The sequence below is a fragment of the Dactylosporangium sp. NPDC049525 genome, assembly GCF_040676755.1.
In the GTDB taxonomy this organism is placed as follows: domain Bacteria; phylum Actinomycetota; class Actinomycetes; order Mycobacteriales; family Micromonosporaceae; genus Dactylosporangium.
The window spans coordinates 94,436-119,230 of the sequence record NZ_JBFAPO010000021.1 but is presented as its reverse complement, the minus strand read 5'-3'; the positions used below and the strand labels follow the sequence as shown (position 1 = coordinate 119,230).

The window sequence follows — 24,795 nt, the reverse complement described above, 5'->3', positions numbered from 1 at the left end:
GGGGAACAATGACGACAACAATGCGGTCACCGCACGCTCTTCCTGGCCAACGGTCCCGAGCCAGGCTCCGGCTGATCGCCACCGGCCTGGCCGTCCTGGGGCTGCTCGTCTCGTGGGCGATCACCCAGGCCACTGCGAACGCGGCTGTCGACTACACCCAGAACGTCACGACGCTCAACGCCACCCAGGCGAAGTTCTCGTTCCACCCGAGCACGCAGTCCGCGCTGGTGGACGTGCACTATCTGGTCAACGGGGTGAACCAGCAGAACTTCCGGATGGCCAACAACGGGGGCACCTGGGAGCAGACGGTCAGCAACCTGAGCAGCGGAACGGTCCTGGAGTACTGGTTCACGTACGAGAAGAACGGGCCGCTCTACGACACCCCGCACTCCACGTACACCCATGGTGGTACGGGCAACGGCGGTACTGTCGCAACGCCGGTGCTGAGCCCGCCCGGCGGCACGTACACCGGCTCGGTGGCGGTCTCGATGAGCTCCGCGACCGCAGGCGCGACCATCCGGTACACGACCAACGGCAGCAACCCGACGGCCACCTCGGCGCAGTACACCGGTCCGATCACGCTGACCGCCAACACCACGCTCAAGGCGATCGCCACCAAGTCGGGCCTGACCGGCTCCGCCACGGCCACCGCGGCGTACACCATCACCCCCGGCTGCACGGGCGGCTGCGGCGGGACGGGGACCTTCCCGATCACGTTCCAGAACAACACCAGGGGCACCTGGTCCAACAGTCAGGTCTACATCACCATGCTGTTCGTCGACGCCGGCGGACAGTGGAACTACCTCAAGCCGAACGGCACCGGCGCGCGCCTCGACCACACCATGGCCGACGCGCCCGGACGCCTGACCAAGAACGGCGTGAACTACCCGAACATGTCCTTCACGATCGCCCAGGCGCCCACCACGTTCAGCCCGACGTACGTCCGGGGCGGCCGGATCTACATCTCGGTCGGCTCGCCGGTCTACATCCCGGTGTCCCCGGACAACATGGGCTGGGGCGGGCCCGACCTGAACAATCCGAACGACCCGAACAAGGACGTCTACTACGACTGGTACGAATACACCTACGTCTACAACCAGGTCTCCTACGGCGGCAACACCACGGCCGTCGACCAGTTCGGCTTCCCGATCACCTCACGCCTGGTGCAGACGTCGAGCGGGTACGACCGGACGCTCGGCATCAGCAAGACCCGGGATCAGGTCATGGCCGGGTACCAGGCGACCGTCGGCGCCGCGTACTCGCCGCTGGCGGGCCAGTACCGGATCGTGGCGCCCCGGTCGGCGACACAGTTCAAGCCGGGCGGAGCCCAGGCCGGCTACCTGCAGTCCTACATCGACCAGGTCTGGAACTACTACACCGCGAACCAGTGGACCGAGGTGCACAACGGAGTCACCTTCACCGGCCGGGTCGTGAACGGCGTGCTGACCGGGACGAAGCAGGACGGCAGCCCGTTCAGCGTGCGCAAGCCGACCACCACCGAGGTGTTCGAGTGCTCCGGCGCACTGGCGCTCGGCAACGATCAGGGCGGCACCGACACGACCCGGGAGGTGGGCCGGGACTTCTGCGCCGCGTTCCACCGGGGAGTCGCGCTGAACACGGCCTACTGGTACGACCCGACGAAGTACTACCTCACCAACCCGAAGGACGACTACTCCGCCTACTTCCACACGATCGGGATCGACCACAAGGCGTACGCGTTCGCCTACGACGACGTGAACGATCAGAGCTCGGTGCAGATCCTCAGCAACCCGAACCCGCCGACCTCGCTGACCCTCGGCATCGGCTGGTAGCACCGCCCACCCCCGGACACGAAGTCGCAGGCCGGTCCATACCATCGGCGCCCCAACGGGTGACGGCGCCGATGGTATGGACCAAATGGTATGTAAGGGGGCTGAAAGCCCATTGCTATATGTACATGTGTGACTACCGTCGCGGAACGTTCCACTGCCAGGGAGGCCGAGTGAAACGATCGATCGCCGCCGCCAGCGTACTGCTGCTCACCGGTGGCATGCTGGCCGCCGTTGCGTCACCAGCGAGCGCGTCGCCCAGCACACCCACCCCGTCGACGTTGCAGGCACACCGCGCCGACATCCGCGCCGCCGACAGTGAGGCCTACGCGGTCCGCAGCAGCAAGAAGGACGCCAACGGCGCCTCGCACACCCGCTACACGCGCACGTATCACGGCCTGCGGGTCTACGGCGGTGACTTCATCGTGCACGCCGCGCCGGACGGCACGTTCGCCGGCACGTCCGTCGGGCTGGACGCCCCGCTCTCCATCGGGACCACCGCCGCGGTGTCCAAGACGGCCGGAGCGGCCAAGGCGAAGTCGGCGTTCTCCGGCACGATCACCGCAGTCGGCAGCCCCGAGCTGTTCGTCGACGCCAGCGGTGGTACCGGCGTCCTTGCCTACGAGACCGTGATCAGCGGCTGGCAGGCCGACGGGCAGACCCCGTCGAGGCTGCATGTCGTCACAGACGCGAACACCAACGCGGTCCGGGGCGCCTTCGACGAGATCGAGACCGTCAACGGGACCGGCAACAGCATCTACTCGGGCGCGGTGACGGTCGACACGACCCTGTCCGGCTCGACCTACTCGATGATCGACCCGTCCCACGGCAACGGCCGGACCTGCGACATGAACAACGGCACCAGCACCTGCACCACGTTCACCGACGCGGACAACGTGTGGGGCACCGGCGCCAACTCCAACCGGCAGTCGGCCGGCGTCGACGCGCACTTCGGCGCGGCGAAGACGTTCGACTACTACAAGAACGTGCACGGCCGTAACGGCATCTTCGGCAACGGCGCCGGCGTGCCTTCGCGCGTGCACTACGGCAACGCGTACGTCAACGCGTTCTGGGACGGCGCGCAGATGACCTACGGCGACGGTTCCGGCAACAGCCGGCCGCTCGTCGCGCTCGACGTCGCCGGCCACGAGATGAGCCACGGCGTCACCGAGGCCCTGGCCGGCCTGGTCTACTCCGGTGAGTCCGGCGGCCTGAACGAGGCCACCAGCGACATCTTCGGCAGCATGGTCGAGTTCTACGCCAACACCGCCAGTGACCCGGGCGACTACCAGATCGGCGAGAAGATCAACATCAACGGCAACAACACGCCGTTGCGCTACATGTACAACCCGACCCTGGACGGCTCGTCGCACGGCTGCTGGTCCACGACCACGAAGAACGTCGACGTGCACTACTCGTCCGGCCCGGCCAACCACTTCTTCTTCAACCTCGCCGAGGGCACCGGCGCCACCAGCTTCGGCACCTCGCCGGTCTGCGGCTCCGCGCCGGCGGTCGTCGGCATCGGCCGGGCCAAGGCCGAGAAGATCTGGTACCGCGCGCTCGACGTGTACTTCACGTCCAACACGACCTACGTGAACACCAGCAACCCGGCCAACACCGCGCGGGCGTACTCGCTGCGCGCCGCGACCGACCTCTACGGCACCTGCTCCGTGGAGTACAAGGCCGTCCAGGCCGCGTGGACCGCGGTGAACGTGGCCGGCAACGACGCCGTCTGCCCGACCGGCAACGACTTCTCCCTCGCCGCCTCGCCGGCGAGCGGCTCGGTCAACCCGGGCAGCTCGGTGACCAGCACGGTCACCGCGACGCTCACCAACGGCTCGGCGCAGACCGTGGCGCTGACCGCGTCCGGCCTGCCGTCGGGTGCGACCGCCAGCTTCAGCCCGGCCTCGATCAACTCGGCCGGCGGCACGTCCACGCTGACGATCGCGACCTCCGCGTCGACCCCGTCCGGCACGTACGCGGTGACCATCACGGGCACGGGCGCCAGCTCGACCCGGACCACCACGTTCAGCCTGACCGTCAACGGCGCGCCCGGCTGCACCGGCACCAACGGCAACGACGTGGCGATCCCGGACAACACCACGGTCACCAGCACGATCGCGATCAACGGCTGCAACCGCAACGCCTCGGCCACCAGCTCGGTGAACGTGACGATCATCCACACCTACAAGGGTGACCTGGTGGTCGACGTGGTCGCGCCGGACGGCTCGGTCTACAACCTGCACAACCGCAGCGGAGGCAGCACCGACAACATCATCCAGACCTACACGGTGAACCTGTCCACCGAAGCCGCCAACGGCACCTGGACCCTGCGGGTCCGCGACGCCGCCAGCCTCGACACCGGCCGTATCGACACTTGGACGCTCACCCTGTGACCGTCGCATAAGACCCACAGCGGCGCAGGCAGGCACCGACCGGTCTGCCTGCGCCAATGTGAGATCTCGCCGTGATGGATTCGATATGACGGCGGGACAGCGCTAACGCTCCGTGGCCTGTAAAAACTTCCGCATGGCATCCCCCTCCACCCCCGTGAGTGCTGGTCGCTCCAAGGTGCTCCGTCTGGTTCTTTCGCTCGTCGTGATCGCGGCCATCGGCGGCGTCGCCTGGTTCCTCAACCGTGACTCGGCTGAGAACGCCAACGTCGGTGACTGTCTGCACGAGGTCAAGGCGAACGACCTGAAGATCGTCAAGTGTGACGCCGCGGACGCCGACGCCAAGGTCGTCGGCAAGGTCGGCGGCAAGACCCAGTCGGAAGCGACGACCGACGGCGAAACCGTGTGCCAGGCGTTCCCCGACGCGACGAGCATCCTGTGGTGGGGCAAGTCGGGCCAGAAGGGCGACGTGCTCTGCCTGCAGGACCTCAAGGCCTCCTGACGCTCACCTGACAGGTTCGCGGTGGCGGTGCTCCGGCACGACGCTGTCAGCGCGAACCTTCGTGCACCATCACCCGGAACCCGAGCCCGCGACGCGTCGGCAGGCGCGTCGCGGGCTCATTGTCCGGCGCAATGCCCCGGCGCAATTCCCCAGCGCAATTCCCCGGCTCAGTAGCCGGGGAAGACCGCGCGGAGGTCGTCGAGGCTGATCGGGCCGGTGATCTTCACGTCCGCCGGGGTGTACGCCGGTCCCAGCCGCCCCGCGGCCAGCCGCAGGAACGACTCCAGGGTCAGGCTCAGCTCGCCGTCCGGCGAGGACGGCGCCTCGGTCAGGGTCACCGGGTCGGCCAGGCGCAGGCCGCGCTGCTCGCCGCGGTCGGTGAGCGTGACGAGCAGGTCGGCGGTGCGGCCGTCGAGGTAGGCCGGCTTCGCGATCCAGCCGAACAGCCCCTCGACCCGGTCGTCGATCAGGACGGCCGCCTCCGGGGCGAGCGTCGCCGACGGGTCGAGGGCGACCCGGACGTCCCAGTCGTGGTAGGCGAACTCGGTCAGCCGCAGCAGCGCCGACGTCGCCACGTCGACGGGCTCGGGCATCCAGCCGACGTCGATGCGGTGCTCGGCCCGCTGGGTGGCGTCGAACGCCTCGTACGTCTCGACGAGCCGCTGGTTGGCGATCGGAAACTCGACAGCCCGCTCGGCCGGCGTCATGCCGTCCCACCGGGCCCAGACACCCTTGTTGAACTCGAACTCCGGGGCGGGCCGCCCCTCCAGGGAGGCGCGCACCGCCTCCAGGTTGATCTCGGCGCCGCTGCCCAGGTGGCTGATCACCTGGGAGAGGTCCCACTCACTGGCCGCTGAAGGGCCGGTGAGCTGCTCAGATGTGAGCCCGCGGACGACAGCGGTGAGGTCCTCGTGCCCCTTGCGCAGGGCGGCGATCGCCTGGTCGGCTCGGCTGGTCATCGTGCTCCCTCAACCCTTGAACATCGACTATTTCCTTGAAGCATAAACAAGTTTGTGACGCAGGACATGGTGGGTCCTGCCCGTTCAGCAATATTGCCGGGTTGGCAACATCAGGTACGTTGTCGATCGTGAACAGGGGACCGGGGTTGCGTGAACGGTATGACGCCGCCACGCAAACCACGTCCCAGAAGCGGGCGCGGGTGCGCCCCCGCGCGTGGGCCGAGCTGCTGCTGGTGGTCGGGCTGTTCCTGGCGTACAAGATGGGGCGGTTGCTCGTCGACGGCCGCGTCGGGCAGGCATACGAGAACGCGAAGCTCGTGTGGCACGCCGAGCGGGCCGTGTGGCTGCCCAACGAGGTGGACCTGCAGCACCTGCTGCTCGCCTCCGAGGTCGTCATCCGCTCCGCCAACGTCTACTACGCGGTCGTGCACTTCCCGGCGACGGTGGCCTTCCTGCTGTTCATGTACATCTTCCGCCCCGCACACTACCTCCGGTTCCGGCGCATCCTCGCGTGGCTGACCGCGGCGGGGCTCGCGATGCACTTCGCGTTCCCCCTCGCACCGCCCAGGATGCTGGCCGGGATCGGGATGATCGACACCGCCGCGAAGTTCGGGCCGTCGGTGTACGGGCCGCCGCAGACCGACACGCTGAGCAACCAGTACGCGGCGATGCCGTCGCTGCACGTCGGCTGGGCACTCGTGGTCGCCTGCGGGCTGATCGTCGCGACCAGCAGCCGGTGGCGCTGGCTGTGGCTGGCCCACCCGATCATCACGACGCTCGTCGTCGTCGGCACCGCCAACCACTACTGGCTCGACGGCATCATCGGCGCCGTCCTGGTCGGCGCGCTCATGCTGGCCGTCGGGCGGACACCGCGGCCCGCCGAGACGCCGCCGCTGACGATCCCGGTGCAGCTGCGGCGCAACCTGGAGTATCTCGCCATCGGTGAGGCGGCCTACCTGGCCACGCTCGGGGACACCATCTCCGACAGCGGCGGACAGCCGCAGAGGGTTGGAAAGCCGACCTGACCGACGCGGCGCTGGCGTGTCTGATGTACCAATAGCGCGTGGACTGGAACCTACGCACCTGCGCACGGCGCGGCCATGTCACCTACGCGCCCGACGAGGCCCCCTTCCGGGAACGGCTGCACGCCACCACCCCCGTCGGCGCCGCGTGGCGCTGCCTGCGCTGCGGTGACTTCGTCATCGGCGAGCCGCAGTCGGCCGGCCCGGCCGAGAACGCCCCGATCGTGCTGCGCGGCAGGGCGCTGCGCGACGCCCTCGTGCTGCGGCTGCTGTCGATCGAGCGGTTCGTCAAGGGCATCGTCGTGCTGCTCGCCGGTTACGGAGTGTTCCGCTTCCGCACCCACCGCGACGGCGTCGAGCGCGCGTTCAACGAGGACCTGCCGCTGCTGCGGCCGTTCGCGGACCGGATCGGCTGGAAGTTCGAGGACTCCGCGATGATCCACACGATCCGGACGGTCATCGAGGCGGAGTCCAAGACCCTGCTGTGGGTCGCCGCCGGCCTGGTCTTCTACGGCGTCCTGCAGATCATCGAGGGCGTCGGCCTGTGGATGCTGAAGCGCTGGGGCGAGTACTTCGCCGTCGTCGCCACGTCCCTCGGCCTGCCGGTGGAGATCTTCGAGCTGTCGGAGAAGGTCACCTGGCTGCGGATCGGCGCGCTCCTGGTCAACATCGTCGCCGTGCTCTACATCCTGCTGTCGAAGCGGCTCTTCGGGCTGCGGGGCGGGCACGCCGCCTACGCCGCCGAGCGGCACGAGACCAGCCTCATCGAGGTCGAGATCGCCGCCAGCGAGCCGACCCTGCCGCACGGGCTGCGCAACCCGAAGGCACCGGCCGGATCGCGGGAGGAGCCTTCCGCCGAAGTGCCCACTGGCGGGAAACGTGTGGGCGTCGTATAGTTGAACGCGAGACCGGCATCTTCCCCCGTGGATGCCGGTCTTCTTAATGTCCGGGCACGTTCACATCCCGGCCAGGTTCCTCCGTGGCCCGGCCGCCTATCCCGCGGCGCCGGCCGACCGGATCGCGCGGATCGTGTTCAGGTTGTGCTCCCGGGCGCACGACTCCAGCCGTGCGGCGTCGTCCTCGCCCCGCTCCAGCAGGTCCAGCAGCGCGTCGTGCTCGTCGACCGCGGCCCGCACCCGCAGCCGCGGATACAGCGACGCCAGGACCCGCGACGCGTCGATGCGGTCCCAGATCCACTCCAGGGCCTCGATCACGTGCCGGTTGCCGCAGCAGCCGTAGATCGTGCGGTGGAACTCCCGGTGCAGCGCCATGACCCGGTCCTGGGTCTGCTCGAGCCGCAACTGCGCGTTGAGCCCCCTGGCGGTCCCGATCCGCTCCGCGGTCATGTGCGGCGCCGCGGCCGCGAACGCGTAACCATCCATCAGCGCCAGCATCTCCACGAGCTGTACCCAGTCGTCGTCGCCGAGCGTGGCCACCCGGGCGCCCACGTTGCGCTCGAAACTGACGAGCCCTTCGGCCTCGAGGCGGCGGATCGCCTCCCGCACCGGCACGGGGCTGACGTCGAGCTCCCGAGCCAGGGCGCTGAGCACCAGCCGGTGCCCGGGCTGATATCGGCCGTCGAGGATGCACTGCCGAATCCGGCGATACGCGAACTCATGCTTCGAGGGCCCGGACGGCCCGTTGCTGCTGTGCTCAGGCTGCACGTGCGAGTTCCAGTCTTGACAGGGGGCGGCGCCCACACAATCATATACGATCGGATGGAGGGCACGGTCATCCTCACATTCCCGCAGCTGGTTCGCCATCGGCGGTGCGGCTGATGCGAACGGGGGCGGCCGCGCCACCGGTGGCGCACTGGGCACCGCCGCAGGGCGCGCCCACTCAGCGTCGCGGCAAACCCGCCGCACTGCGTACGCTGGTCGGGTGGGTGAAGCGGCCTGGTCGATGACCGACGATTCCGAGGTGGGTCGTGACCTCGGCGCGGTCGACTGGGCGGCGACTCCCCTTGGCCCGCCCACGGACTGGCCACAGAGCCTGCGCTCGGTCGTGCGCATCCTGCTCGGCTCGCGGTTCTCGATGTGGCTGGCATGGGGCCCCGACCTGACGTTCTTCTGCAACGACGCCTACCGGCGCGACACCCTCGGCAAGAAGTACCCGTGGGCGCTGGGCAAGCCGGCCCGCGACGTGTGGGCCGAGATCTGGCCCGAGATCGGCCCCCGGATCGACGCGGTCATGGCGACCGGCACCGCCACCTGGGACGTGGCGCTGCGCCTGTTCCTCAGCCGCAGCGGCTACACCGAGGAGACCTACCACACGTTCTCCTACAGCCCGCTCACCGACGACGACGGCGTCATCGCCGGCATGCTCTGCGTGGTCAGCGAGGACACCGACCGGGTCATCGGCGAGCGGCGCATGGCGACCCTGCGCGACCTCGGCGCCGACGCCGAGGGCGGCGACCGGGATGGCGTCACCGAGGACAGCGTCTTCGCCACCGCCGCCCGGCACCTCGCCGGCCGCACCGACGACCTGCCGTTCACCCTCACCTACCTCTTCGACGACGACGGCGACACGGCCCATCTCGCCTGCCGGACCGGCGTGCCGGCCGGGGCCCAGGTGGCGCCCGACGTCCTCGACCCGGACGCCGAGCCGTTCTGGCCCGTCACCGAGCTGGCCCGAGGCGTGCCGCTCACCCTCGGCGGCTACACCGACCTTCCCACCGGCGCGTGGGAGGAGCCACCCACCGAGGTGCGGCTCGTCCCGCTGCCGGCGCCCGGCGGTGGCCGGCCGTATGGGTTCCTCGCCGTCGGCCTCAACCGCTACCGGCCCTTCGACGCCGCGTACGCCGGCTTCGTCGACCTGATCGCCGGGCAGCTCGCGGCGCGGATCGGCACGGCCCGCGCCTACGCGGCCGAGCGCCGCCGCGCGGAGTCCCTCGCCGAGCTCGACCGGGCGAAGACGGCGTTCTTCACCAACGTCAGCCACGAGTTCCGCACGCCGCTCACCCTGCTGCTGGGCCCGGCCGAGGACGCGCTGGCCGACCAGGCCGCGCCGCTGCCGCCGGCGCAGCGCGAACGCGTCGAGGTCGTGCACCGCAACGCCGAGCGGCTGCTGAAGCTGGTCAACACGCTGCTGGACTTCTCGCAGCTGGAGTCCGGCAAGGTCGAGCCCCGGTTCGAGCCGCTCGACCTGGCCGCGGTCACGGCCGAGCTGGCCGACATGTTCGGTGCCGCCGTCCAGCGGGCGGGACTGCAGTTCGTCGTGGACTGCCCGCCGCTGCCCCGGCCCGTCCTCGCCGACCGCGAGATGTGGGCGAAGATCACGCTGAACCTGCTGTCCAACGCGTTGAAGTTCACCTTCGACGGGTCGATCACGGTCCGGGTCGCGGCCGTCGACGGCACCGCCGAGCTCAGCGTCACCGACACCGGCGCCGGGATCGACCCGGCCGACCAGGCCAATCTCTTCGACCGGTTCCACCGCATCATGGGCACCCGGTCCCGCACCCACGAGGGCTCCGGCATCGGCCTGGCGCTCGTCGCCGAGCTGACCGCGCTGCACGGCGGCTCGGTCGGCGTCCGCAGCGCGCCGGGCGTCGGCAGCACGTTCACGGTCCGGCTGCCGTTCGGCAACCAGCAGCAGGCGGCAGGGCACCCGAACGGCGGCGCCGAGCGCGCGGCGGGCGACCCCGACGACCGGCCCGCCGCCGCGGACCGGATCGTGCCCGGCTTCCTGGCCGAGGTCGAGCGGTGGAGCACCCCGACGCCGGCGGCCGTCACGCCGGTGCGGTCCACCGCGCCGACGGTCCTGGTCGTCGACGACAACTCCGACATGCGCGACCACATCCGCACCATCCTGGAGGCCGACTACCAGGTGGTGGAGGCCACCGACGGCGTCACCGCGCTGCGGCTGCTGCACGACACCCAGCCCGACCTCGTCCTCACCGACGTGATGATGCCGGAGCTCGACGGCTTCGGCCTGGTCGCCGCGCTGCGCGCGGACAGCACCGCCGCGCACCTGCCGATCATCATGCTGTCGGCCCGGGCCGGCGACGAGGCGACCGTCGAAGGGCTCGACGCCGGCGCCGACGACTACCTCATCAAGCCGTTCTCACCGCGGGAGCTGCGCGCGAGGGTCCGGGCCAACCTCGAGTTCGACCGGGTCCGTCGCACCCGCGACGAGCTGCAGCGCAGCCGCGAGCTGCTGGACCAGGCGCAGCGCCTCGCCTCCGTCGGCAGCTGGGAGCTGGACCTCGCCACCGGCGACGTGCACGGCTCCGAGGAGTTCCTGCGCCAGATGGGCATGACCGCGGCGGACCTGCTCGACCCGGCCGCCCGCGCCGCCGGCGACGCCCGGCTCCACCCCGACGACCGCGGGCTCGTGGACGCGGCGATGGCCGCCGCGATCGCCGGCGAGCCGCTGGACTACGAGGTCCGGGTGTATCACCCCGACGGGACCCTGCGGGTCTTCCACACCATCGGCGAGCTCGAACGCGACGCCACCGGCGCCCCGGTCCGGCTGCGCGGCTCCAACCAGGACGTCACCGAGCAGCGCCGCGCCGAGCAGGCCCTCGCCGCCGCCAGCGGCCTGCAGGAGGCCGCCGCCCGCGAGCACCGCATCGCCGACGAGCTGCAGCGCAGCCTCATGCCGCCGCTCACGTTCGACCCCGAGCACCTGGAGGTCGCCACCTACTACCGGCCCGGCGTCGCCGGCACCCAGGTCGGCGGCGACTGGTATGACGTCATCGAGCTCGGCGCCGACCGCACCGCCCTCGTCATGGGCGACGTCATGGGCCGCGGTGTCCCCGCCGCCGCCGTCATGGGCCAGCTGCGCGCCGCGGTCCGTGCCTACGCGCGGCTGGACCTGCCGCCCGCCGACGTCCTGGAGTTCCTCGACGGTGTCGTGCGGGACCTGCGCGAGGACCAGATCGTCACCGTGGTCTACGCCGTCTACGACCCGGGCGAGCGCAGCCTCACCTACGCCAACGCCGGGCACCTCCCGCCGCTGCTGCTGCTCCCCGGCGGCACCGTGCGGCACCTCGCCGTCTCCGGCCCGCCGTTGGGCACCGGCCCGCTGACCCTCACCGAGGAGCGCGTCGAGCTGCCCGTGGGGGCGCTGCTCACCCTGTACACCGACGGACTCGTCGAACACCGCGACCGGGACCTCGACACCGGCATCGACGCGCTCGCCGCCCACGTCAGCACCATCACCGGCCCGATCGCCGGGGGCTCGGCCGGTGAGCTCGCCGGCCCGCTCGCGGACGTGCCCGACCGGCTCGTCGCCGCGCTGCTGCCCGACGGCCCCGACGACGACATCACCGTCCTGCTCGCCCGGGTCGTCGCCGAGCCCGGCGAGGAGCAGTCCGTCATCCACGACATCCCCGCCGAGGAGCGGGCCGTGCGGACCGCCCGCCAGCTCGTCAGCACCACGCTGCGCCGGTGGAACGTCCCGTCCCGGGTCATCGACGACCTGGTCCTCGTGGTGAGCGAGCTGGCCGCCAACGCCGTCCTGCACGGCCGCCCGCCGATCCAGCTGCGGCTGCGCAACGGCGGCACCCACGTCGTGCTGGAGCTGCACGACACCGCGACGTACCTGCCCCGCAAGCAGCGCCCGACCCCCGACGACGAGCACGGCCGCGGGCTGCAGCTGGTGTCCTCGCTGTGCGACCGGTGGGGCACCCGCCCCACGGTCGACGGCAAGGCCGTGTGGTGCATGCGCTCGATCTGAGCTACCGCCGCGTCAGGTGCAGGGCGAGCCGCGGACAGTGCTGGACGGCCCGCCGGGCATGGGGGAGCAGGCCGGGCGGAACCTCGGGCTCCTTGCTGCCGTCGGTGCTGCGGGGGTACCCCCACTCGTCCGGCGTGAGCAGCTCGGGCAGGAGTTCGGTGCAGTGCCCCCGCCCGTCGCAGGCGGTCCAGTCGACGTGCAGCGCGGTCATCGCCGACTTCCTTCCGGGCGGGTGCCGTGCAGGCCGGTCATCGCTGGGCTCCTTCCAGGCAGGTGCCGTGCGGGGCGGTCATCGCCGGGCTCCTTCCAGGCAGGTGCCGTGCAGGTGGGCGGTCACGTCGTCGGCGAACACCGTCATCGCGGACCGGATGAGGCGGACCGTGCCGTCGGGGTGGCCGCAGGCACCGCGGCCGTGCACCAGCGCCGCCAGCCGGGCCACGCCCGCCGGCAGGTCCCGGTCGCCCGCCATCCTCGCCAGGGCCGCCATGCTCGCCGCCAGCCGCGGGAGGCCGTTCAGGCACGGCCCGCACTGCTGCGCGCCCGCCCCGGCGAGGTACCCGACGATCCGCGCGGTCCTGGCGATGCCGCATTGGCCGGCGGCTAAGGGGATGACGGCCCCGGCGCCGGGCGATGCCCCGTACGGTGCCAGCCCTTCCCGGCTCATCGGCACGCCGGCGAGGGGAGCGGGCACCCAGGCGCCGTGGAAGCCACCGACGAGCACCGCCCGCAGCGGCGCGACCGGCCCGCCGGCTGCCGCGAGCAGCTCCCCGAGGGCAACCCCGTGCGGCACCTCGTGGACGCCGGGCGCCGCCACCGGGCCCGACACCGTCGCCAGGAACGTCCCCGGCTCCCGCGCCGTGCCCACGTGCCGGAACCATCCCGCGCCGTGCCGGGCGACGAGGGCCAGGTGCGCCAGGGTCTCCACGTTCTGCACCAGCGTCGGCGCACCGCCCACCCCGGACTCCGTGACCCGGCGCAGCTTGTCCCGAGGCACCGCCCGCCCGCCGCTCAGGGCCGACACCACCGCCGACTCCTCACCGGACAGGAATGCCTCCTGCGCATGGTGTACGACCACCGCCGCCCGATCCCATCCCGCCGCCCGCCGCTCCTGGACGGCCCGCACCAGCTGCCCGGCCGTCGCCTGCCGCACATACAGGTATGCCTTCGCCGCCCCGACCGCCGCCGCGGCCAGTTGCAGCCCGTCCAGCACCAGGTGCGGTGCGCGCTCCAGCAGCGTGCGGTCCTTGGCGCTGGCCGGTTCGCCCTCGGCACCGTTGCCGACGACCACCGGCGTCCGCCGCCCGCCGGCGTGCCCGCGCACCGCGGCCAGCTTCAGGTGCGTCGGGAACCCCGCGCCGCCGTGCCCGGTGAGCCCGGCGTCCCGGACGGCGCCGATCAGCACCTCGGGCGGCAGCCCCGGCAGCGGGCCGTGCGCGCCGGCGTGCGCCCGCAGGCCGGCGTGGCCGGCGCCGAGCAGCCGCCCGGCGGCCAGGACCGTGGTCATCGGGAACCTCCACTGAGGACGGTACGGCGCTCGCTTGTGGACAGTCGCCAGGCGACAGCGGCGAGGACCGCGGCCAGGCAGGCGCCGGCGACGCTCCGCAGCCACCACGTGCCGACGTCCGAGCCGGCGCCGAGGGCGTGCGCGAACGCGACCGGCCAGCACGCATAGGCCAGCCAATGCGTCACCCGCCACGCCCGCAGCCCCAGCCGGTGCCGCAGGAGGCTCGTCCCGACCAGCGCGATCAGCAGGTCCACGGCGACGGTCCCGAGTCCCGTCCACATCGGACTGTAGGTCGCGCCGAACGGCACGATCAGGTCGAAGAGCTCCAGCTGCGCGTACACGTCGAAGAACAGGCTGACCACGTGCACCAGGACGAACCCGACCGCCAGCAGCGCGGCGTCGCGGTGTACGAGCGCGACACCGAAACGCGGCAGCCCGAACGCCGGCCGGCCGACCCGGTTCGCGATCCCCAACGCGACCACCACCGTCAGCAGCACCAGCGACGTGACGCCGGTGCCGCGCGCGAGGTACCACAGGGCGTCGTTCACGCCGGCCACCCCGCAGTGGCGTACACCTGGCGCCGTTGCGACACGAGTCGCGCCGGCGCTCCCTGCCGGGCCAGCCACCCGTGCGCCGCCCGCCCCCGCACGATCGCGGCGGTGCTGAGGGTGTTGGCGTGCACGCAGCTGCGGGCGGCGACGGACACGGTCCGCCACTCCCGTGACGCCGGCATCCCGGTCCGTGGGTCCAGGATGTGGTGCAGCAACCCGTCCGGGCCGGGCCACTGCCGGCTGATCGTGCTCGACGTGGCGAGGGCGGCGCCGCCCGGCAGGCGCACCGTGCACCCGGGCTCGCCCGGCCGGTCCTGGACGAGGACCCGCCACCCGCCGGCGGGAGCCGGTCCGGCGGTCGCGATGTCGCCGCCGAGCGAGACCAGCACGCCGACGCCTGTGTCTGTGATTTTCCTTGTGGCCGCGCTGTTCCTTGTGGCCGCCGCGGCGAGCCGCGCGCACCGGTCCGCGGTCCACGCCTTCGCGGTCGCGCCGAGGTCGAGGGTCACGCCGGGTGGCACGGTGAGCCGCCGCTGCCGAAGCTTCACGTGGCGCCAGTCTGCGGTCGGGTACACGATGAGCCGCGCCGGTCCGACGTGGACCTCCGGCCCGATCGCGGCGAAGTCCCGGTCGTAGCCGAGCCCGGACATCGCCGCGCCGACGGTCGGGTCGACGTCCCCGCCGGTGTCCCGCGCGGCCCGCAGCGCGACCGCGACGAGCTCGGCGAGCAGCTCGCTGACCTCGACGGGCCGGCCTTCCGCGCGATGGACCTGGTGCAGCTCGGCGTCGGCACGGAACCGGCTGCACGCCAGGTCGACGGCGGCGAGCTCGGCGCGTACCACATCCTCGGCCTCCGGCAGCGCCGCAGGATCGGTGACGACGATGCGGGCGGTGGTGCCCCAGGTTTCCCATTGGGCGGCACCGTCGACGAGGGGGAGATGCTCGACGGCGGGCATGTCAGGATCCGCCGGACGTGGCGTCGCCACCGCCACCGCTGGCGCCGGTGCCGCTGTCGCTGCCCCCGTCGTCGCTGCCCAGCTGCGGCCACGCCGAGCCGTTGTCGCTGCTGCTGCTTGCGCCGCCGTCGATGGTGGTTGTCGTGTCGCCGCCGGTGCTCTGGTCGTTGTTGCGGGCGGCGTACGCGACCGTCGCCACCGCGAGCGACCCCGCCACCCCGAACGCGGCGAGCAGGCCGGTGAGCCCTGTCGCACGTCGTAGCCCCTGTGCCCGATCCACGGTGTGCTCCCTCCACTGGCGACGTTCTTGCTGTCCCGAGTGTTGAAGCGCCGCCTGGGTTCCACGTGGCAGGTGGCTGTGTTCTACCTGTGCAGGCCCACCCGCGCGTGCTCGAGCCCCTGCTCGTTCTCCGCGGCGCCGGCGATGCCCGTCAGGTCGTTGGTCGCGAGCCGCCGCGCGAAGTAGTCCGCCTGCACCGCGAAGCGGAACCGCAGCAGCACCGGCAGTGCGCTGCGCAGCTCCTCTTCGGCGACGATGCCGGCTTCCAGATACGTGGCGAGGAACGTCTCCCCGTCGCCGCCGAGGTACATGAGGGTGGAGGCGACGTCGTACAAGAGCGGCCCCCGCATGGCAACGCCCCAGTCGATGAGCCCGCCGCCGATGAACGCCTCCGGTGCCGGGTCGGCGTGCAGGAGGCCGCTGGTGAGCGGTCCGGCCTCCGCGAGGTCGCGCACTGCTGTGGTGACCGCGCCGCGCAGCCAGGGCCGCAGCCCGAGGTGCGCGGCGTCGGGGTCGACCCAGTCCATCGCGACCTCGCCCTCGACGGTGACGTCGCGCAGCAAGCGGTGGACCTCGGCGAGGGTGACGCCGATCGCGTGCTGGTCGGCCGCGGTCAACGGCTCCCCGGCAACGAAGGTGAGCAGCGCGAGGTGTTCGTCCCCGTCGATCTGGACCGTCAGCCGCCCGTCCGTGGTGCGCACCGGCGCGCCGCTGGGGAACCCGCACCGGGCCAGGGCGTCGGCAACGGCGATGCCGCCGGGGAACCAGCCGCTGGCCGCCTTCGCGACGTACCGTCGCCGGTCAGCACTGACGAACCAGGTCGCGGAGTTCATCCCGCCGTGGTGCGGGCGCACGTCAGCGCCTTGCAACCCCCAGTGCTCGGCGAGAGCGTCATCGGGGAACGCCACTAGCGCTGGATCGGCCGGCGCAGGGAGTAGGTGATGGCATGCAACCGGTGCGGCTGCCCGATGACCAACGCGGCGCGGTCGTATGCCTGCCAGCCCTCAGCACCGGCGCGGTTGAGATGCCGCAGGTCGTTGAACCGCTCATCGGTGCCCCACCGCTGCACCCCACCCGGGTAGTGGAACACCGCGTCCCAGTCCTCGAACTTGTCCGTGCCCAGCGTCCCGGCGGCCCGGTACTCCAGTCGTGCATACTCCCATTGCGTCACGCCGTACATCATGCCGGACATCGAACAGGAACAGTGGGCCTGGTACTACGTTGGAGACGTGGAACGGGACCGCGACACCACTGGCAGGGCACGCAACGCCCGCCCGCGCGACGGCTTGGGCCGCCCACTGCCGTACGGCGCCCCCGGCGTACCGACAATGCCCGACGACCTGGAGGTCACCCCGTCCTCTGCCCTCACCCAGGCGCAGTCACTGCTCGACGAGGGCCGCCCCTTCCACGCTCACGAGGTCCTGGAGGCGGCGTGGAAGAGTGCCCCACCTGAGGAGCGCGAGCTTTGGCGGGGTCTGGCGCAGCTCGCCGTCGGTCTGACCCACCTGCACCGCGGCAACGCCACCGGAGCGCAACGCCTCCTGGAGCGCGCCGCCGACCGCATCGCGGCCCAGCACCCGGTCCCGCACGGGATCGATGCCGATGGTCTGGTCACCTGGGCCCGCACCGCCGCAACCCAACCTCATCCCCCAGTCCCGCGCCTCCGCCGGCCGCAGGCGGACTGACGTAACGCAATCAGCCGTACCTCAGCTGGGCCCGCCGCCATATCGGTGTTTTTCATTGATAGGCGTTGCTGAATTTTCGGTTTTTGTTCACATATCTGATGCTTGGCGACTTCGCATCCAAGGTGCCTTACCGCAGATTGCACATGGCGATCTAGCGATATTGCCGCCGATACTCCGAGTGACGGCAGGAGCCGTGCCGCCGTTCAAATCCAGCATCGCCCGGTGCCGCCTGGGGGGAGTCCGATGCCGACCTTCTATCGCAGCAATACCGTGTGTATCACCCACCGATCATTTCAGGTGCTGAGTCCGGACCCGGTCATTCACGAGCTGGGCGATCTCACGTCGGTGTGGGTGGTGATACCCGGTGCTTCCCGCGGCCGCGTTCCGGTGCGAATCTTCGGCTGTGGCGCGCCGGCCGCTTTGGCCGCCCTGCTCGCGGCCAGCCCGGATCGCGCAGTCGATTGGGCCTTTCCGCTGCTGGTCGTCGGTGTCACCGCTACGCTGATGGTGCGGTCCAAGATCGGACCATCATTGCCGCTATATGGCCTTATGGCGATGTGCTCCGGGGCAGAGATCTGTTTGTACTTCACGTCCGACCCCGTTGAGTTCGGACAGGTCAGGCGTGCCTTGCAACGCGCGATCGAATGGTATGAGGACACAGCGAGATAGCGGCTCTTGCAAGAGCGTCGTTTCGGTGCCACGCTCAACTGCGGTACGGCAGTTTGCGGTACCGCTGGAGCACCGACATCCGGGGGCGACCCGATCAGATGACGACAGGTGACTCACCGGCCGGAGCGCGGCGACGCCTCCGGCTGGCCATCCGGAGAATCCGGGAGGCGACCGGCCGCACCCAGGGCCAGGTCGCCGAGGAGCTGTCGTGGTCGATCTCGAAGGTCAACCGTATCGAGACCGGCGAAGTCACGATCTCCAGGACAGACCTTCAGGCGCTGCTGCGGTTGCTCGATTTCCGCGACGAGCGCGAGGCTGCCCGCCTGCTTGAAGACGCCCGGCTGTCACGAGTCCGGGGCTGGTGGGACCGGCCCGAGTTTCGTCCGTACCTGGACAGCACGCTGCGGCAACTGGTCCAGCTCGAGAGCGAGGCGACCGCGATCCGGTCGTTCCAGTTCGCTGCGTTTCCCGGCCTACTGCAGATCCGTGAGTACGCGGCGGCCGTCATCGACGCTGCGTTCGCGAGTTCGTCGGCAGAGTCACGGGCGGCAAGGGTCGACCTTCGAATGCTCCGTCAGGAGAATCTGGACAAGCGTTCCTCCCGCCCGATGCACATCGTCATCTTGGATGAATTCCTGTTGCAGCGGATCATCGGCGGTGCCGACGTCACGGCCCGGCAACTCAAGGCGTTGACAGAATCGGCGCGCCGGCCCGATGTGTGCGTGCGGTTGCTGCCGAAGGAAGAATCGGTGTCCCTTTTCTACGGCGCGTTCGTCCTGTATGACGTCGTCGGCGAGACCTCGTTTCTCTACCGCGAGGGTCTCTCCGAGGGCGTCGTCGAGCGTTCCGAGACGGTACAGCAGCACCGGGCGAAGTTCGACCAGATGTGGAAACGCTGCCTGACGGAAGATGCCACACTGAGCGCGGTCGAGGCGCAGCATGCGGCAATCCGCGCGAATTTGGAACGTTACTCATAGGCACACTATGGCCTGGGGACATGAACCTCGCGCCAAATCGGAGCGCGGAAAAGGAAGGAACAGATAGTGCACGAACCCCAGAAGGCGAACTGGCGGAAGAGCTGCCTGTGCGATTCGGTCAATTGTGTCGAGGTTGCAGAAGCCGGTTCGGAGGTATTCATTCGCAACTCACGGAAGCCCGGCGAGGTGCTTCGTGTGTCGCGCGAGGATTGGGATGTCTTTGCCGCGGGGGTTGCGGCGGGAGATTTCCAGTTCACATAAAGGGGTAACGGAGGGTGGCGGCCGCAGCCGGCTCGCCACCCTTCACTGTGCAAGTCGAATTGCTCGCGGTGTCCGGCGATTCATGCGTCCAGCTCCGGAGCTGACAGGTGGAGGACCTCGTAGCGTTCGTCAACTGGTTCGTCGGTCGGCACCTCGGTGCGCCAGAGCGTGAAGCGCACCAGGTGCCAGTCTCTCGGGTCGAAGGCCAGCGCCGCCGTGTGCACCTCGGGGTGGTCGGCGAGGGCGGCCAGATCCGCGAGGGCGTCGTCGATCGACACCGCTGCGTCGCCCTGGGATGGCTGTGGCAGGGCGGTGATCTGTCGCGACGCGGCCATCGGGGGACCACTCGCGCCGCCGCGGACGACCCCGATACCCGTCCACTGGGAGACCGGCGGGCGGCCGAAGTCGCGGACGATGTTCTGGAAGCCGCCGCCGCCGATCAGGAAATGCGTCATCGCGGCGGGGGAGTTCCACAGGTAGAACGGGGCGTACTGGTTGGTCTGGGAGCCGGCCACGCCGCGTTCGCGGATCAGGTATGCCTTCAGGGCCAGGCCGGCGCGGTCGTCGAGGGCGTGGCCGTTGCGGCGGACGCGGGCGCGGATGATGTGCATGTCGTAGTCGGCGGGCAGGGTCAGCGAGTACTGCATCGCGAGCATCAGGCGGCCGCCGTTCGGAGCAGGCCGAGGGCGCCGCGGATCGCGCGGTCGAACGGCTCTCTGGACCCTGCCGCGCGGGCCAGGACGTAGCCGCCCTGCAGGGTGGCGACGATCGTGGCGGCGGTGTCGTCCGGGTCGATGGTTTCCGGCAGTTCGCCGGTGGCTCGGCCTTCGGACAGGACCGCAGACAGGTGGTCGCAGAGCCAGGCGAACGTCTCCGTGACCGGGGTGTGCAGCGTGGGGTCGGCGAGGACGTCGGGGTCCTGGGTGAGGCGGCCGACGGGGCAGCCGCGCAGGACGTCGCGGTCGCGGGTCAGGTACGCGGTGATCCGCTCGACCGCGCTGCCCGGGGCGTCCAGCAGTGTGCCGGCGCGGGTGCGCAGGTCGTCGGCGGTGCGTTGGATGGCGGTCGCGGCGAGGTCCGGCTTGCCGCGGAAGTGGTGATACATGCTTCCCTGGCCCGCGCCGGCGCGTTCCTGGATGGCGCGGGGGCTGGTGCCGGTGTACCCGCGTTCCCACAGCAGCTCGCGGGTGCTCTCGACGAGGCGTTCGGCGGTGTCCATGCTGTACATACTAGTAGGTACAGCATGGACCTAAATGCGAGGGGGAGCGGACTCCCCCTCGTTCAGGGCGTGCATTAGGTCTGGTCGACCCGCAGGGCTTGGAAGGTCGACCGCTCGGAGGCGGCTTGGGAGCGCAGGATCTCGTCGATCACGCGGGTCTCCTCGGCGGTGTGCCGGCCGAGGATCAGGTCGAGCTCCAGGCGCTCGGCCGGCGTCCGGTATGCGGCGATCTCCCGCGCGAGGGTACGCCGTGCGCGACGTGCCTCGACGCGGCTGGTCACAGCGTTGCGAACCCGGCTCGCGGTGGTCTGGGTGGCCATCGGTTGACTCCTTCATCTGGTGTGGTCCTGCGTCTACTGTATCGATTCAGAAAGATCACCGCAGCTGAATGAGTGGTGAGCCTCGACACGCGTCGGATGCCGGTCAACGGTGGGATGCGGCAGGATGCGGGAGTGCGCGACATCGACGTCGACCCCGCCGCCCTCGATCCGGTCGAGACTGCCTCCCGGGACGAGCTGACCAGCCTGCAACTCGGACGCCTGCGCGAGACACTGCGCACGGTGTACGAGCGGGTGCCGCACTACCGTTCCGCGTTCGACGCGGCCGGAGTCCACCCGGACGACCTGCACACGCTGACCGATCTCGCCGCGTTTCCGTGCACCACCAAGGAGGACCTGCGGCGGCAGTACCCGTTCGGCATGTTCGCCGTGCCGCGGGAGCGGGTGGTGCGGGTCCACGCCTCCTCCGGCACCACCGGGCGCCCCACCGTCGCGGGGTACACGGCCCGCGACATCGACACCTGGTCCACGCTCATGGCCCGCTCGATCCGCGCCGCCGGTGGCCGCCCCGGCGACGTGGTGCACGTCGCGTACGGCTACGGCCTCTTCACCGGCGGCCTCGGCGCCCACTACGGCGCCGAGCGGCTCGGCTGCACCGTGGTGCCCGTCTCCGGCGGCATGACCGAACGGCAGGTCATGCTCATCCAGGATTTCCGCCCGGACGTCATCATGGTGACCCCGTCGTACCTGCTCGCGATCGTCGACGAGATGCACCGGCAGGGGATCGACCCGGCCGCGACGTCACTGTCCGTCGGCATCCTCGGCGCCGAGCCGTGGACCGGCGACATGCGCACCGAGATCGAGTCGCGCCTCGACATGCACGCCGTCGACATCTACGGCCTGTCCGAGGTGATGGGTCCCGGCGTCGCCGTGGAGTGCGCCGAGACCAAGGACGGACTGCACCTGTGGGAGGACCACTTCTATCCCGAGATCATCGATCCGGTGACCGGCGCGGTCCTGCCCGACGGTGAGGTCGGCGAGCTGGTGCTCACGTCGCTGACGAAGGAGGCGATGCCGGTCATCCGGTACCGGACCCGCGACCTCACCCGGCTGCTGCCCGGCACCGCCCGCACGATGCGCCGCATGCAGCGGATCACCGGACGCACCGACGACATGATGATCGTCCGTGGTGTGAACGTGTTCCCCACCCAGATCGAGGAGCTGCTCCTGCGCGTGCCGGCCCTGTCCCCGCACTTCCAGTGCGTGCTGACCCGGCCCGACCGCCTCGACACGCTCACGGTGCGGGTCGAACGCCGGCCGGACACCCACGCCGACGACGCCCCGGCGGCCGGGGCGCGCCTGGAGTCCCTGGTGAAGGACGTCGTCGGGGTGACGGTGACGGCCCTCGTGCTGGACCCGGGCGGCGTGGAACGCTCCGCCGGCAAGATGCGCCGCGTGCTCGACGAACGCCCGCACTAGCAGGCTCAGGCGGCGTCCCGGTCCGTGATGCGGGCGGTCGCCTGACCCGGAACGAGCCGCAGCCGCCCCCGCGGGGAAGCACCGCCGTCGCCGCCACCGATGCCGTCACCGCGGGAAGACGGAGACGAAGGCAGGCGCGACGGCGGGCGGCCCGGGTCGAGGGCCGGGCGGGTGAGAGCGACGACGATCGCGTACCCCGCCAGGACGAACCCATGACTGAGCAGCCGCGCCGTCTCGACCCGGCCGGCGAGGACGTCGTTGACGCTGAGCAGGGCGAGCAGGGCGACGAACGCCGTCAGCATGGGCAGCGCGCCGGCCGGGCGGCCGCGGCGGCTGGCGATCCAGCCGAAACCGGCGCCGATGGCGACGTTCCAGGCGGCGGACTCGTGCCACAGGTGTCCCGAGCCGTTGCCGTGCAGCTCGGTGGCGGTGGCGGCGTTGGTGACCTGGGCGATCCCGAGGACGAACTGGGCCGCGCCGAACCCGCCGAGCAGCACCCGCAACCCCACCACCAGCGCCCGCCGCCCCGCGACGCCGGCGAACCACCGGCGCACTGTGCCGGCGAACCGCCGTTGCGCTGGCGGTACCACTGCGGCGGGAAGGACACCGTGGGCGTCGAGTGCGGCGAGGAGGTCGTCCGAGCCGGCCGGCTGGGCGGGCACCTGGCGGACCCGGAACAGCCGGGTGGCCGACGCCGCGTCGGCATGCCACGTGCGGCACCCGGCGCAGCGCAGCAGGTGCGCGTCGGTCAGGGCGGCGTCGATCGGCTCGGCCTCGCCGTCGAGGCGCGCCGACAGCGCCTCGCGGAAGGCCTCGCAACCGGCGGCAGGTGAACGCTCCACCCCCCGATCGTGCCAGACCGAAGCCGTCAGGTCAGCGCGGTGGCCGCGTCGGGGACGGTGTCGTACAGCGTGAAGACGTTGTCCAGGCCGGTGATCCGGAACACCCGGCGGATCTTGTCGTCCGGGCAGACCAGGCCGAGGGCCCCGCCGGTCTCGCGGACCCGGTTGTGGGCGCCGATGAGCACGCCGAGGGTCGTGGAGTCCATGAACGTGACCGCGGTCAGGTCGACGATCAGCTTGCCGCCGCTCTCGTCGAGCGCGGTGGTGATCGTCTGGCGCAGCTGCGGCGCGGTGCTGACGTCGAGTTCGCCGTCCGCCCGGACCACGCTGTGCCCATTGAACGTCGAGATCGAGAACGCCATCCGACTGTCTCCACTTCGTGGGTAGCGGTATGACCGTAGCCGGTCTTGCGCCAGGCGCTATCGTTGGGCCGGGACATGCTGGTGGGAGGATCCTCGATGAGCACCGTGGACGATGCGCCCCATGGCGTGCCGATCGAGATCCTGCTGGTCGAGGACGACCCGGGAGACGTGCTCATCACCCGCGAGGCGTTCGCCGACCACAAGGTGTCCAACCGGCTGTCCGTCTGCACCGACGGCGCCGAGGCGCTGCGGTTCCTGCGCCAGGAGGGCGAGCACGCGGGCGCGCCGCGGCCCGACATCGTGCTGCTGGACCTCAACCTGCCCGGCGTCGACGGTCGCGCGGTCCTCGAGGTGATCCACGCCGACCCGGCGCTCAACGACATCCCGGTGGTCGTGCTCACCAGCTCCAGGGCCGAGGAGGATTTCCTGCGCAGCCACGAGCTGCGGGTCGACACGTACATTGCGAAACCCGTCGACTTCGCCAGCCTGATGCACGTCGTGCGCCGGATCGAGACGTTCTTCGTCAGCGTGCGGCGCCGCGCCACCGCCTGACGGGCGCGCCACCGCCTGACGCGGTGGTGCTGGCACGACGGTGCCGCCTGGTGGCGCCACCCTTCAAGATCCTCCCACCGGCTGGTGAGGTAGGTGCCATGACGACGGTGCGCACGCTGCTGACCCGGTTCCTACGCCCGACGGAGCGCGGCGACCCGGCAGCCCCCGCGGCCCGCGCAGACCCCGCGACGCGGCTGCTGCGGCAGTACCTGTCGCCCGACGTCGCCGCCTCGCTGCTGGAGGACCCGGCCCGCGCCGCGCTAGGCGGCCAGATCGTGCAGGTCACGGCGTTGTTCGCGGACCTGCGTGGCTTCACCGGCTTCGCCGAGGACAGCTCACCGTCGGACCTGGTGGAGATGCTCAACTCCTACCACGCCGTCGCCGTGCCCTGCGTCCTGGACAATGGCGGGACGATCGTGCAGTTCGTCGGCGACGCGCTGCTCGCGCTCTTCAACGCCCCCGTCCGCCAGAGCGACCACGCCACCCGGGCGGTCCGCGCCGCACTGGACATGCGCGACGCGGTCACCGCGGTCGCCGCGCGGGAGCCGCACTGGCCCAGGTTCCGCATCGGCCTCAACACCGGCCACGCCCTCGTCGGCAACATCGGCAGCGAGCTGCTGCGCGGGTTCAACGCCATGGGTGACGCCGTGAACGTCGCCGCCCGGCTGCAGACCGTCGCCGAGCCGGGCCAGGTCGTCATCGGCGCCACCACGCGGGACACCGTCGGCGCCGACCTGGTCGTCTCCCCGCTGGGCGACCTGACGGTCAAAGGTCGCCGGCAGCCCGTCCGCGCCTACGTTGCCGAGGCATTCGTTTC

Annotated in this window: 26 protein-coding genes and 1 pseudogene; 13 read left to right on the top strand and 14 right to left on the bottom strand. The window is 70.9% G+C overall.

The genetic code is table 11. From position 1 onward, the window contains the following. Positions 1-8 precede the first annotated feature (8 nt). From AB0K00_RS28050 to AB0K00_RS28040, 3 genes are all read left to right on the top strand, one after another. Positions 9-1,811 carry a beta-1,3-glucanase family protein gene (locus tag AB0K00_RS28050; protein WP_363525715.1) on the top strand — a complete coding sequence of 601 codons (1,803 nt, stop codon included), beginning with the start codon at positions 9-11 and terminating at the stop codon, positions 1,809-1,811. A 170-nt stretch (positions 1,812-1,981) separates the two neighbouring features. Continuing rightward, the gene (locus AB0K00_RS28045; RefSeq protein ID WP_363525712.1) at positions 1,982-4,204 is read left to right on the top strand and encodes a M4 family metallopeptidase; all 2,223 of its coding nucleotides are present in this window, start codon (positions 1,982-1,984) and stop codon (positions 4,202-4,204) included. 175 nt (positions 4,205-4,379) lie between these two features. Further along, on the top strand, positions 4,380-4,703 hold the full coding sequence (locus AB0K00_RS28040; protein ID WP_363525710.1) for a hypothetical protein: 324 nt from the start codon (positions 4,380-4,382) through the stop codon (positions 4,701-4,703). A gap of 167 nt (positions 4,704-4,870) precedes the next feature. Here AB0K00_RS28040 and AB0K00_RS28035 read toward each other — a convergent pair whose 3' ends face one another. Then, positions 4,871-5,662, bottom strand: coding sequence for a maleylpyruvate isomerase family mycothiol-dependent enzyme (locus AB0K00_RS28035; protein ID WP_363525708.1), 792 nt, complete (start codon positions 5,660-5,662; stop codon positions 4,871-4,873). Between the two features lie 128 nt (positions 5,663-5,790). Here AB0K00_RS28035 and AB0K00_RS28030 point away from each other — a divergent pair, with 128 nt between their 5' ends. Both AB0K00_RS28030 and AB0K00_RS28025 read left to right on the top strand, forming a co-directional pair. Continuing rightward, on the top strand, positions 5,791-6,687 hold the full coding sequence (locus AB0K00_RS28030; protein ID WP_363525705.1) for a phosphatase PAP2 family protein: 897 nt from the start codon (positions 5,791-5,793) through the stop codon (positions 6,685-6,687). Between the two features lie 38 nt (positions 6,688-6,725). Beyond that, on the top strand, positions 6,726-7,580 hold the full coding sequence (locus tag AB0K00_RS28025; protein ID WP_363525703.1) for a DUF2127 domain-containing protein: 855 nt from the start codon (positions 6,726-6,728) through the stop codon (positions 7,578-7,580). Positions 7,581-7,676: 96 nt separating this feature from the next. Here AB0K00_RS28025 and AB0K00_RS28020 read toward each other — a convergent pair whose 3' ends face one another. Beyond that, positions 7,677-8,348: a GntR family transcriptional regulator gene (locus AB0K00_RS28020; protein WP_363525700.1), complete on the bottom strand. Its 672-nt coding sequence runs from the start codon at positions 8,346-8,348 to the stop codon at positions 7,677-7,679. 217 nt (positions 8,349-8,565) lie between these two features. Between AB0K00_RS28020 and AB0K00_RS28015 the strand changes: the two genes are divergently transcribed. Then, a complete protein-coding gene (locus tag AB0K00_RS28015; RefSeq protein WP_363525697.1) occupies positions 8,566-12,363 on the top strand; it encodes a SpoIIE family protein phosphatase in 3,798 nt (1,265 codons plus the stop codon). Position 12,364: 1 nt separating this feature from the next. Here the strand turns inward: AB0K00_RS28015 and AB0K00_RS28010 are convergent, their stop codons facing one another. The 7 genes from AB0K00_RS28010 to AB0K00_RS27980 form a co-directional block, all read right to left on the bottom strand. Beyond that, a complete protein-coding gene (locus AB0K00_RS28010) occupies positions 12,365-12,574 on the bottom strand; it encodes a ferredoxin (RefSeq protein WP_363525695.1) in 210 nt (69 codons plus the stop codon). 78 nt (positions 12,575-12,652) lie between these two features. Beyond that, the gene (locus tag AB0K00_RS28005) at positions 12,653-13,867 is read right to left on the bottom strand and encodes an NADH-ubiquinone oxidoreductase-F iron-sulfur binding region domain-containing protein (RefSeq protein WP_363525692.1); all 1,215 of its coding nucleotides are present in this window, start codon (positions 13,865-13,867) and stop codon (positions 12,653-12,655) included. Beyond that, the gene (locus AB0K00_RS28000; RefSeq protein ID WP_363525690.1) at positions 13,864-14,415 is read right to left on the bottom strand and encodes a ferric reductase-like transmembrane domain-containing protein; all 552 of its coding nucleotides are present in this window, start codon (positions 14,413-14,415) and stop codon (positions 13,864-13,866) included. The genes AB0K00_RS28005 and AB0K00_RS28000 overlap by 4 nt, the downstream gene beginning before the upstream one ends. Further along, positions 14,412-15,374 carry an FAD:protein FMN transferase gene (locus AB0K00_RS27995; RefSeq protein ID WP_363525687.1) on the bottom strand — a complete coding sequence of 321 codons (963 nt, stop codon included), beginning with the start codon at positions 15,372-15,374 and terminating at the stop codon, positions 14,412-14,414. The genes AB0K00_RS28000 and AB0K00_RS27995 overlap by 4 nt, the downstream gene beginning before the upstream one ends. A 1-nt stretch (position 15,375) precedes the next feature. Then, the gene (locus tag AB0K00_RS27990) at positions 15,376-15,654 is read right to left on the bottom strand and encodes a hypothetical protein (RefSeq protein WP_363525684.1); all 279 of its coding nucleotides are present in this window, start codon (positions 15,652-15,654) and stop codon (positions 15,376-15,378) included. Positions 15,655-15,737: 83 nt separating this feature from the next. Beyond that, complete coding sequence (locus AB0K00_RS27985; RefSeq protein ID WP_363525681.1) at positions 15,738-16,562, bottom strand: phosphotransferase; 825 nt, start codon at positions 16,560-16,562, stop codon at positions 15,738-15,740. Beyond that, positions 16,562-16,825, bottom strand: coding sequence for a hypothetical protein (locus tag AB0K00_RS27980; RefSeq protein ID WP_203843977.1), 264 nt, complete (start codon positions 16,823-16,825; stop codon positions 16,562-16,564). Before AB0K00_RS27980 ends, AB0K00_RS27985 begins: the two co-directional genes overlap by 1 nt. Positions 16,826-16,835: 10 nt before the next feature. Between AB0K00_RS27980 and AB0K00_RS27975 the strand changes: the two genes are divergently transcribed. From AB0K00_RS27975 to AB0K00_RS27960, 4 genes are all read left to right on the top strand, one after another. Beyond that, the gene (locus AB0K00_RS27975) at positions 16,836-17,339 is read left to right on the top strand and encodes a DUF309 domain-containing protein (RefSeq protein WP_363525678.1); all 504 of its coding nucleotides are present in this window, start codon (positions 16,836-16,838) and stop codon (positions 17,337-17,339) included. A gap of 243 nt (positions 17,340-17,582) precedes the next feature. Then, positions 17,583-18,008 (top strand): DUF6232 family protein, encoded by a 426-nt coding sequence (locus AB0K00_RS27970; protein ID WP_363525675.1) that lies wholly within the window; start codon positions 17,583-17,585, stop codon positions 18,006-18,008. 98 nt (positions 18,009-18,106) lie between these two features. Further along, on the top strand, positions 18,107-18,985 hold the full coding sequence (locus AB0K00_RS27965) for a helix-turn-helix transcriptional regulator (protein ID WP_363525672.1): 879 nt from the start codon (positions 18,107-18,109) through the stop codon (positions 18,983-18,985). Positions 18,986-19,051: 66 nt separating this feature from the next. Further along, the gene (locus AB0K00_RS27960) at positions 19,052-19,246 is read left to right on the top strand and encodes a DUF397 domain-containing protein (protein WP_363525669.1); all 195 of its coding nucleotides are present in this window, start codon (positions 19,052-19,054) and stop codon (positions 19,244-19,246) included. A gap of 80 nt (positions 19,247-19,326) precedes the next feature. On the opposite strand, the gene AB0K00_RS27955 is transcribed toward AB0K00_RS27960, so the two are convergent. From AB0K00_RS27955 to AB0K00_RS27945, 3 genes are all read right to left on the bottom strand, one after another. Continuing rightward, the gene (locus AB0K00_RS27955) at positions 19,327-19,902 is read right to left on the bottom strand and encodes a DUF4865 family protein (RefSeq protein WP_363525666.1); all 576 of its coding nucleotides are present in this window, start codon (positions 19,900-19,902) and stop codon (positions 19,327-19,329) included. Beyond that, positions 19,902-20,465, bottom strand: coding sequence for a TetR/AcrR family transcriptional regulator (locus AB0K00_RS27950; protein WP_363525664.1), 564 nt, complete (start codon positions 20,463-20,465; stop codon positions 19,902-19,904). The genes AB0K00_RS27955 and AB0K00_RS27950 overlap by 1 nt, the downstream gene beginning before the upstream one ends. Positions 20,466-20,539: 74 nt before the next feature. Beyond that, positions 20,540-20,785, bottom strand: a complete 246-nt coding sequence (locus AB0K00_RS27945) for a hypothetical protein (protein ID WP_363525662.1) — start codon at positions 20,783-20,785, stop codon at positions 20,540-20,542. Positions 20,786-20,917: 132 nt separating this feature from the next. Here AB0K00_RS27945 and paaK point away from each other — a divergent pair, with 132 nt between their 5' ends. Next, complete coding sequence (paaK, locus tag AB0K00_RS27940; RefSeq protein ID WP_363525659.1) at positions 20,918-22,222, top strand: phenylacetate--CoA ligase PaaK; 1,305 nt, start codon at positions 20,918-20,920, stop codon at positions 22,220-22,222. Between the two features lie 5 nt (positions 22,223-22,227). On the opposite strand, the gene AB0K00_RS27935 is transcribed toward paaK, so the two are convergent. Both AB0K00_RS27935 and AB0K00_RS27930 read right to left on the bottom strand, forming a co-directional pair. Further along, entirely contained in the window at positions 22,228-23,064 is an 837-nt protein-coding gene (locus tag AB0K00_RS27935; RefSeq protein WP_363525656.1) for a zf-HC2 domain-containing protein, read from the bottom strand. 26 nt (positions 23,065-23,090) lie between these two features. Further along, positions 23,091-23,426: an STAS domain-containing protein gene (locus AB0K00_RS27930; RefSeq protein WP_363525653.1), complete on the bottom strand. Its 336-nt coding sequence runs from the start codon at positions 23,424-23,426 to the stop codon at positions 23,091-23,093. 96 nt (positions 23,427-23,522) lie between these two features. Here AB0K00_RS27930 and AB0K00_RS27925 point away from each other — a divergent pair, with 96 nt between their 5' ends. After that, a complete protein-coding gene (locus AB0K00_RS27925) occupies positions 23,523-23,978 on the top strand; it encodes a response regulator (protein WP_363525650.1) in 456 nt (151 codons plus the stop codon). A gap of 194 nt (positions 23,979-24,172) precedes the next feature. Then, positions 24,173-24,775 (top strand): annotated as a pseudogene (locus AB0K00_RS27920) (adenylate/guanylate cyclase domain-containing protein); the annotation flags it as partial. Positions 24,776-24,795: the final 20 nt, after the last annotated feature.

Excerpts from the sequence above, each read along its gene's own strand:
- AB0K00_RS27945 (WP_363525662.1), bottom strand. The coding sequence starts at position 20,785 with ATGGCCACCCAGACCACCGCGAGCCGGGTTCGCAACGCTGTGACCAGC.
- AB0K00_RS27930 (WP_363525653.1), bottom strand. The coding sequence starts at position 23,426 with ATGGCGTTCTCGATCTCGACGTTCAATGGGCACAGCGTGGTCCGGGCG.
- AB0K00_RS27965 (WP_363525672.1), top strand. The coding sequence starts at position 18,107 with ATGACGACAGGTGACTCACCGGCCGGAGCGCGGCGACGCCTCCGGCTG.
- AB0K00_RS27955 (WP_363525666.1), bottom strand. The coding sequence starts at position 19,902 with ATGCTCGCGATGCAGTACTCGCTGACCCTGCCCGCCGACTACGACATG.
- AB0K00_RS28005 (WP_363525692.1), bottom strand. The coding sequence starts at position 13,867 with ATGACCACGGTCCTGGCCGCCGGGCGGCTGCTCGGCGCCGGCCACGCC.
- AB0K00_RS27950 (WP_363525664.1), bottom strand. The coding sequence starts at position 20,465 with ATGGACACCGCCGAACGCCTCGTCGAGAGCACCCGCGAGCTGCTGTGG.
- AB0K00_RS28035 (WP_363525708.1), bottom strand. The coding sequence starts at position 5,662 with ATGACCAGCCGAGCCGACCAGGCGATCGCCGCCCTGCGCAAGGGGCAC.
- AB0K00_RS27995 (WP_363525687.1), bottom strand. The coding sequence starts at position 15,374 with ATGCCCGCCGTCGAGCATCTCCCCCTCGTCGACGGTGCCGCCCAATGG.
- AB0K00_RS27970 (WP_363525675.1), top strand. The coding sequence starts at position 17,583 with ATGCCGACCTTCTATCGCAGCAATACCGTGTGTATCACCCACCGATCA.
- AB0K00_RS27925 (WP_363525650.1), top strand. The coding sequence starts at position 23,523 with ATGAGCACCGTGGACGATGCGCCCCATGGCGTGCCGATCGAGATCCTG.
- AB0K00_RS28010 (WP_363525695.1), bottom strand. The coding sequence starts at position 12,574 with ATGACCGCGCTGCACGTCGACTGGACCGCCTGCGACGGGCGGGGGCAC.
- AB0K00_RS28050 (WP_363525715.1), top strand. The coding sequence starts at position 9 with ATGACGACAACAATGCGGTCACCGCACGCTCTTCCTGGCCAACGGTCC.
- AB0K00_RS27975 (WP_363525678.1), top strand. The coding sequence starts at position 16,836 with ATGCCGGACATCGAACAGGAACAGTGGGCCTGGTACTACGTTGGAGAC.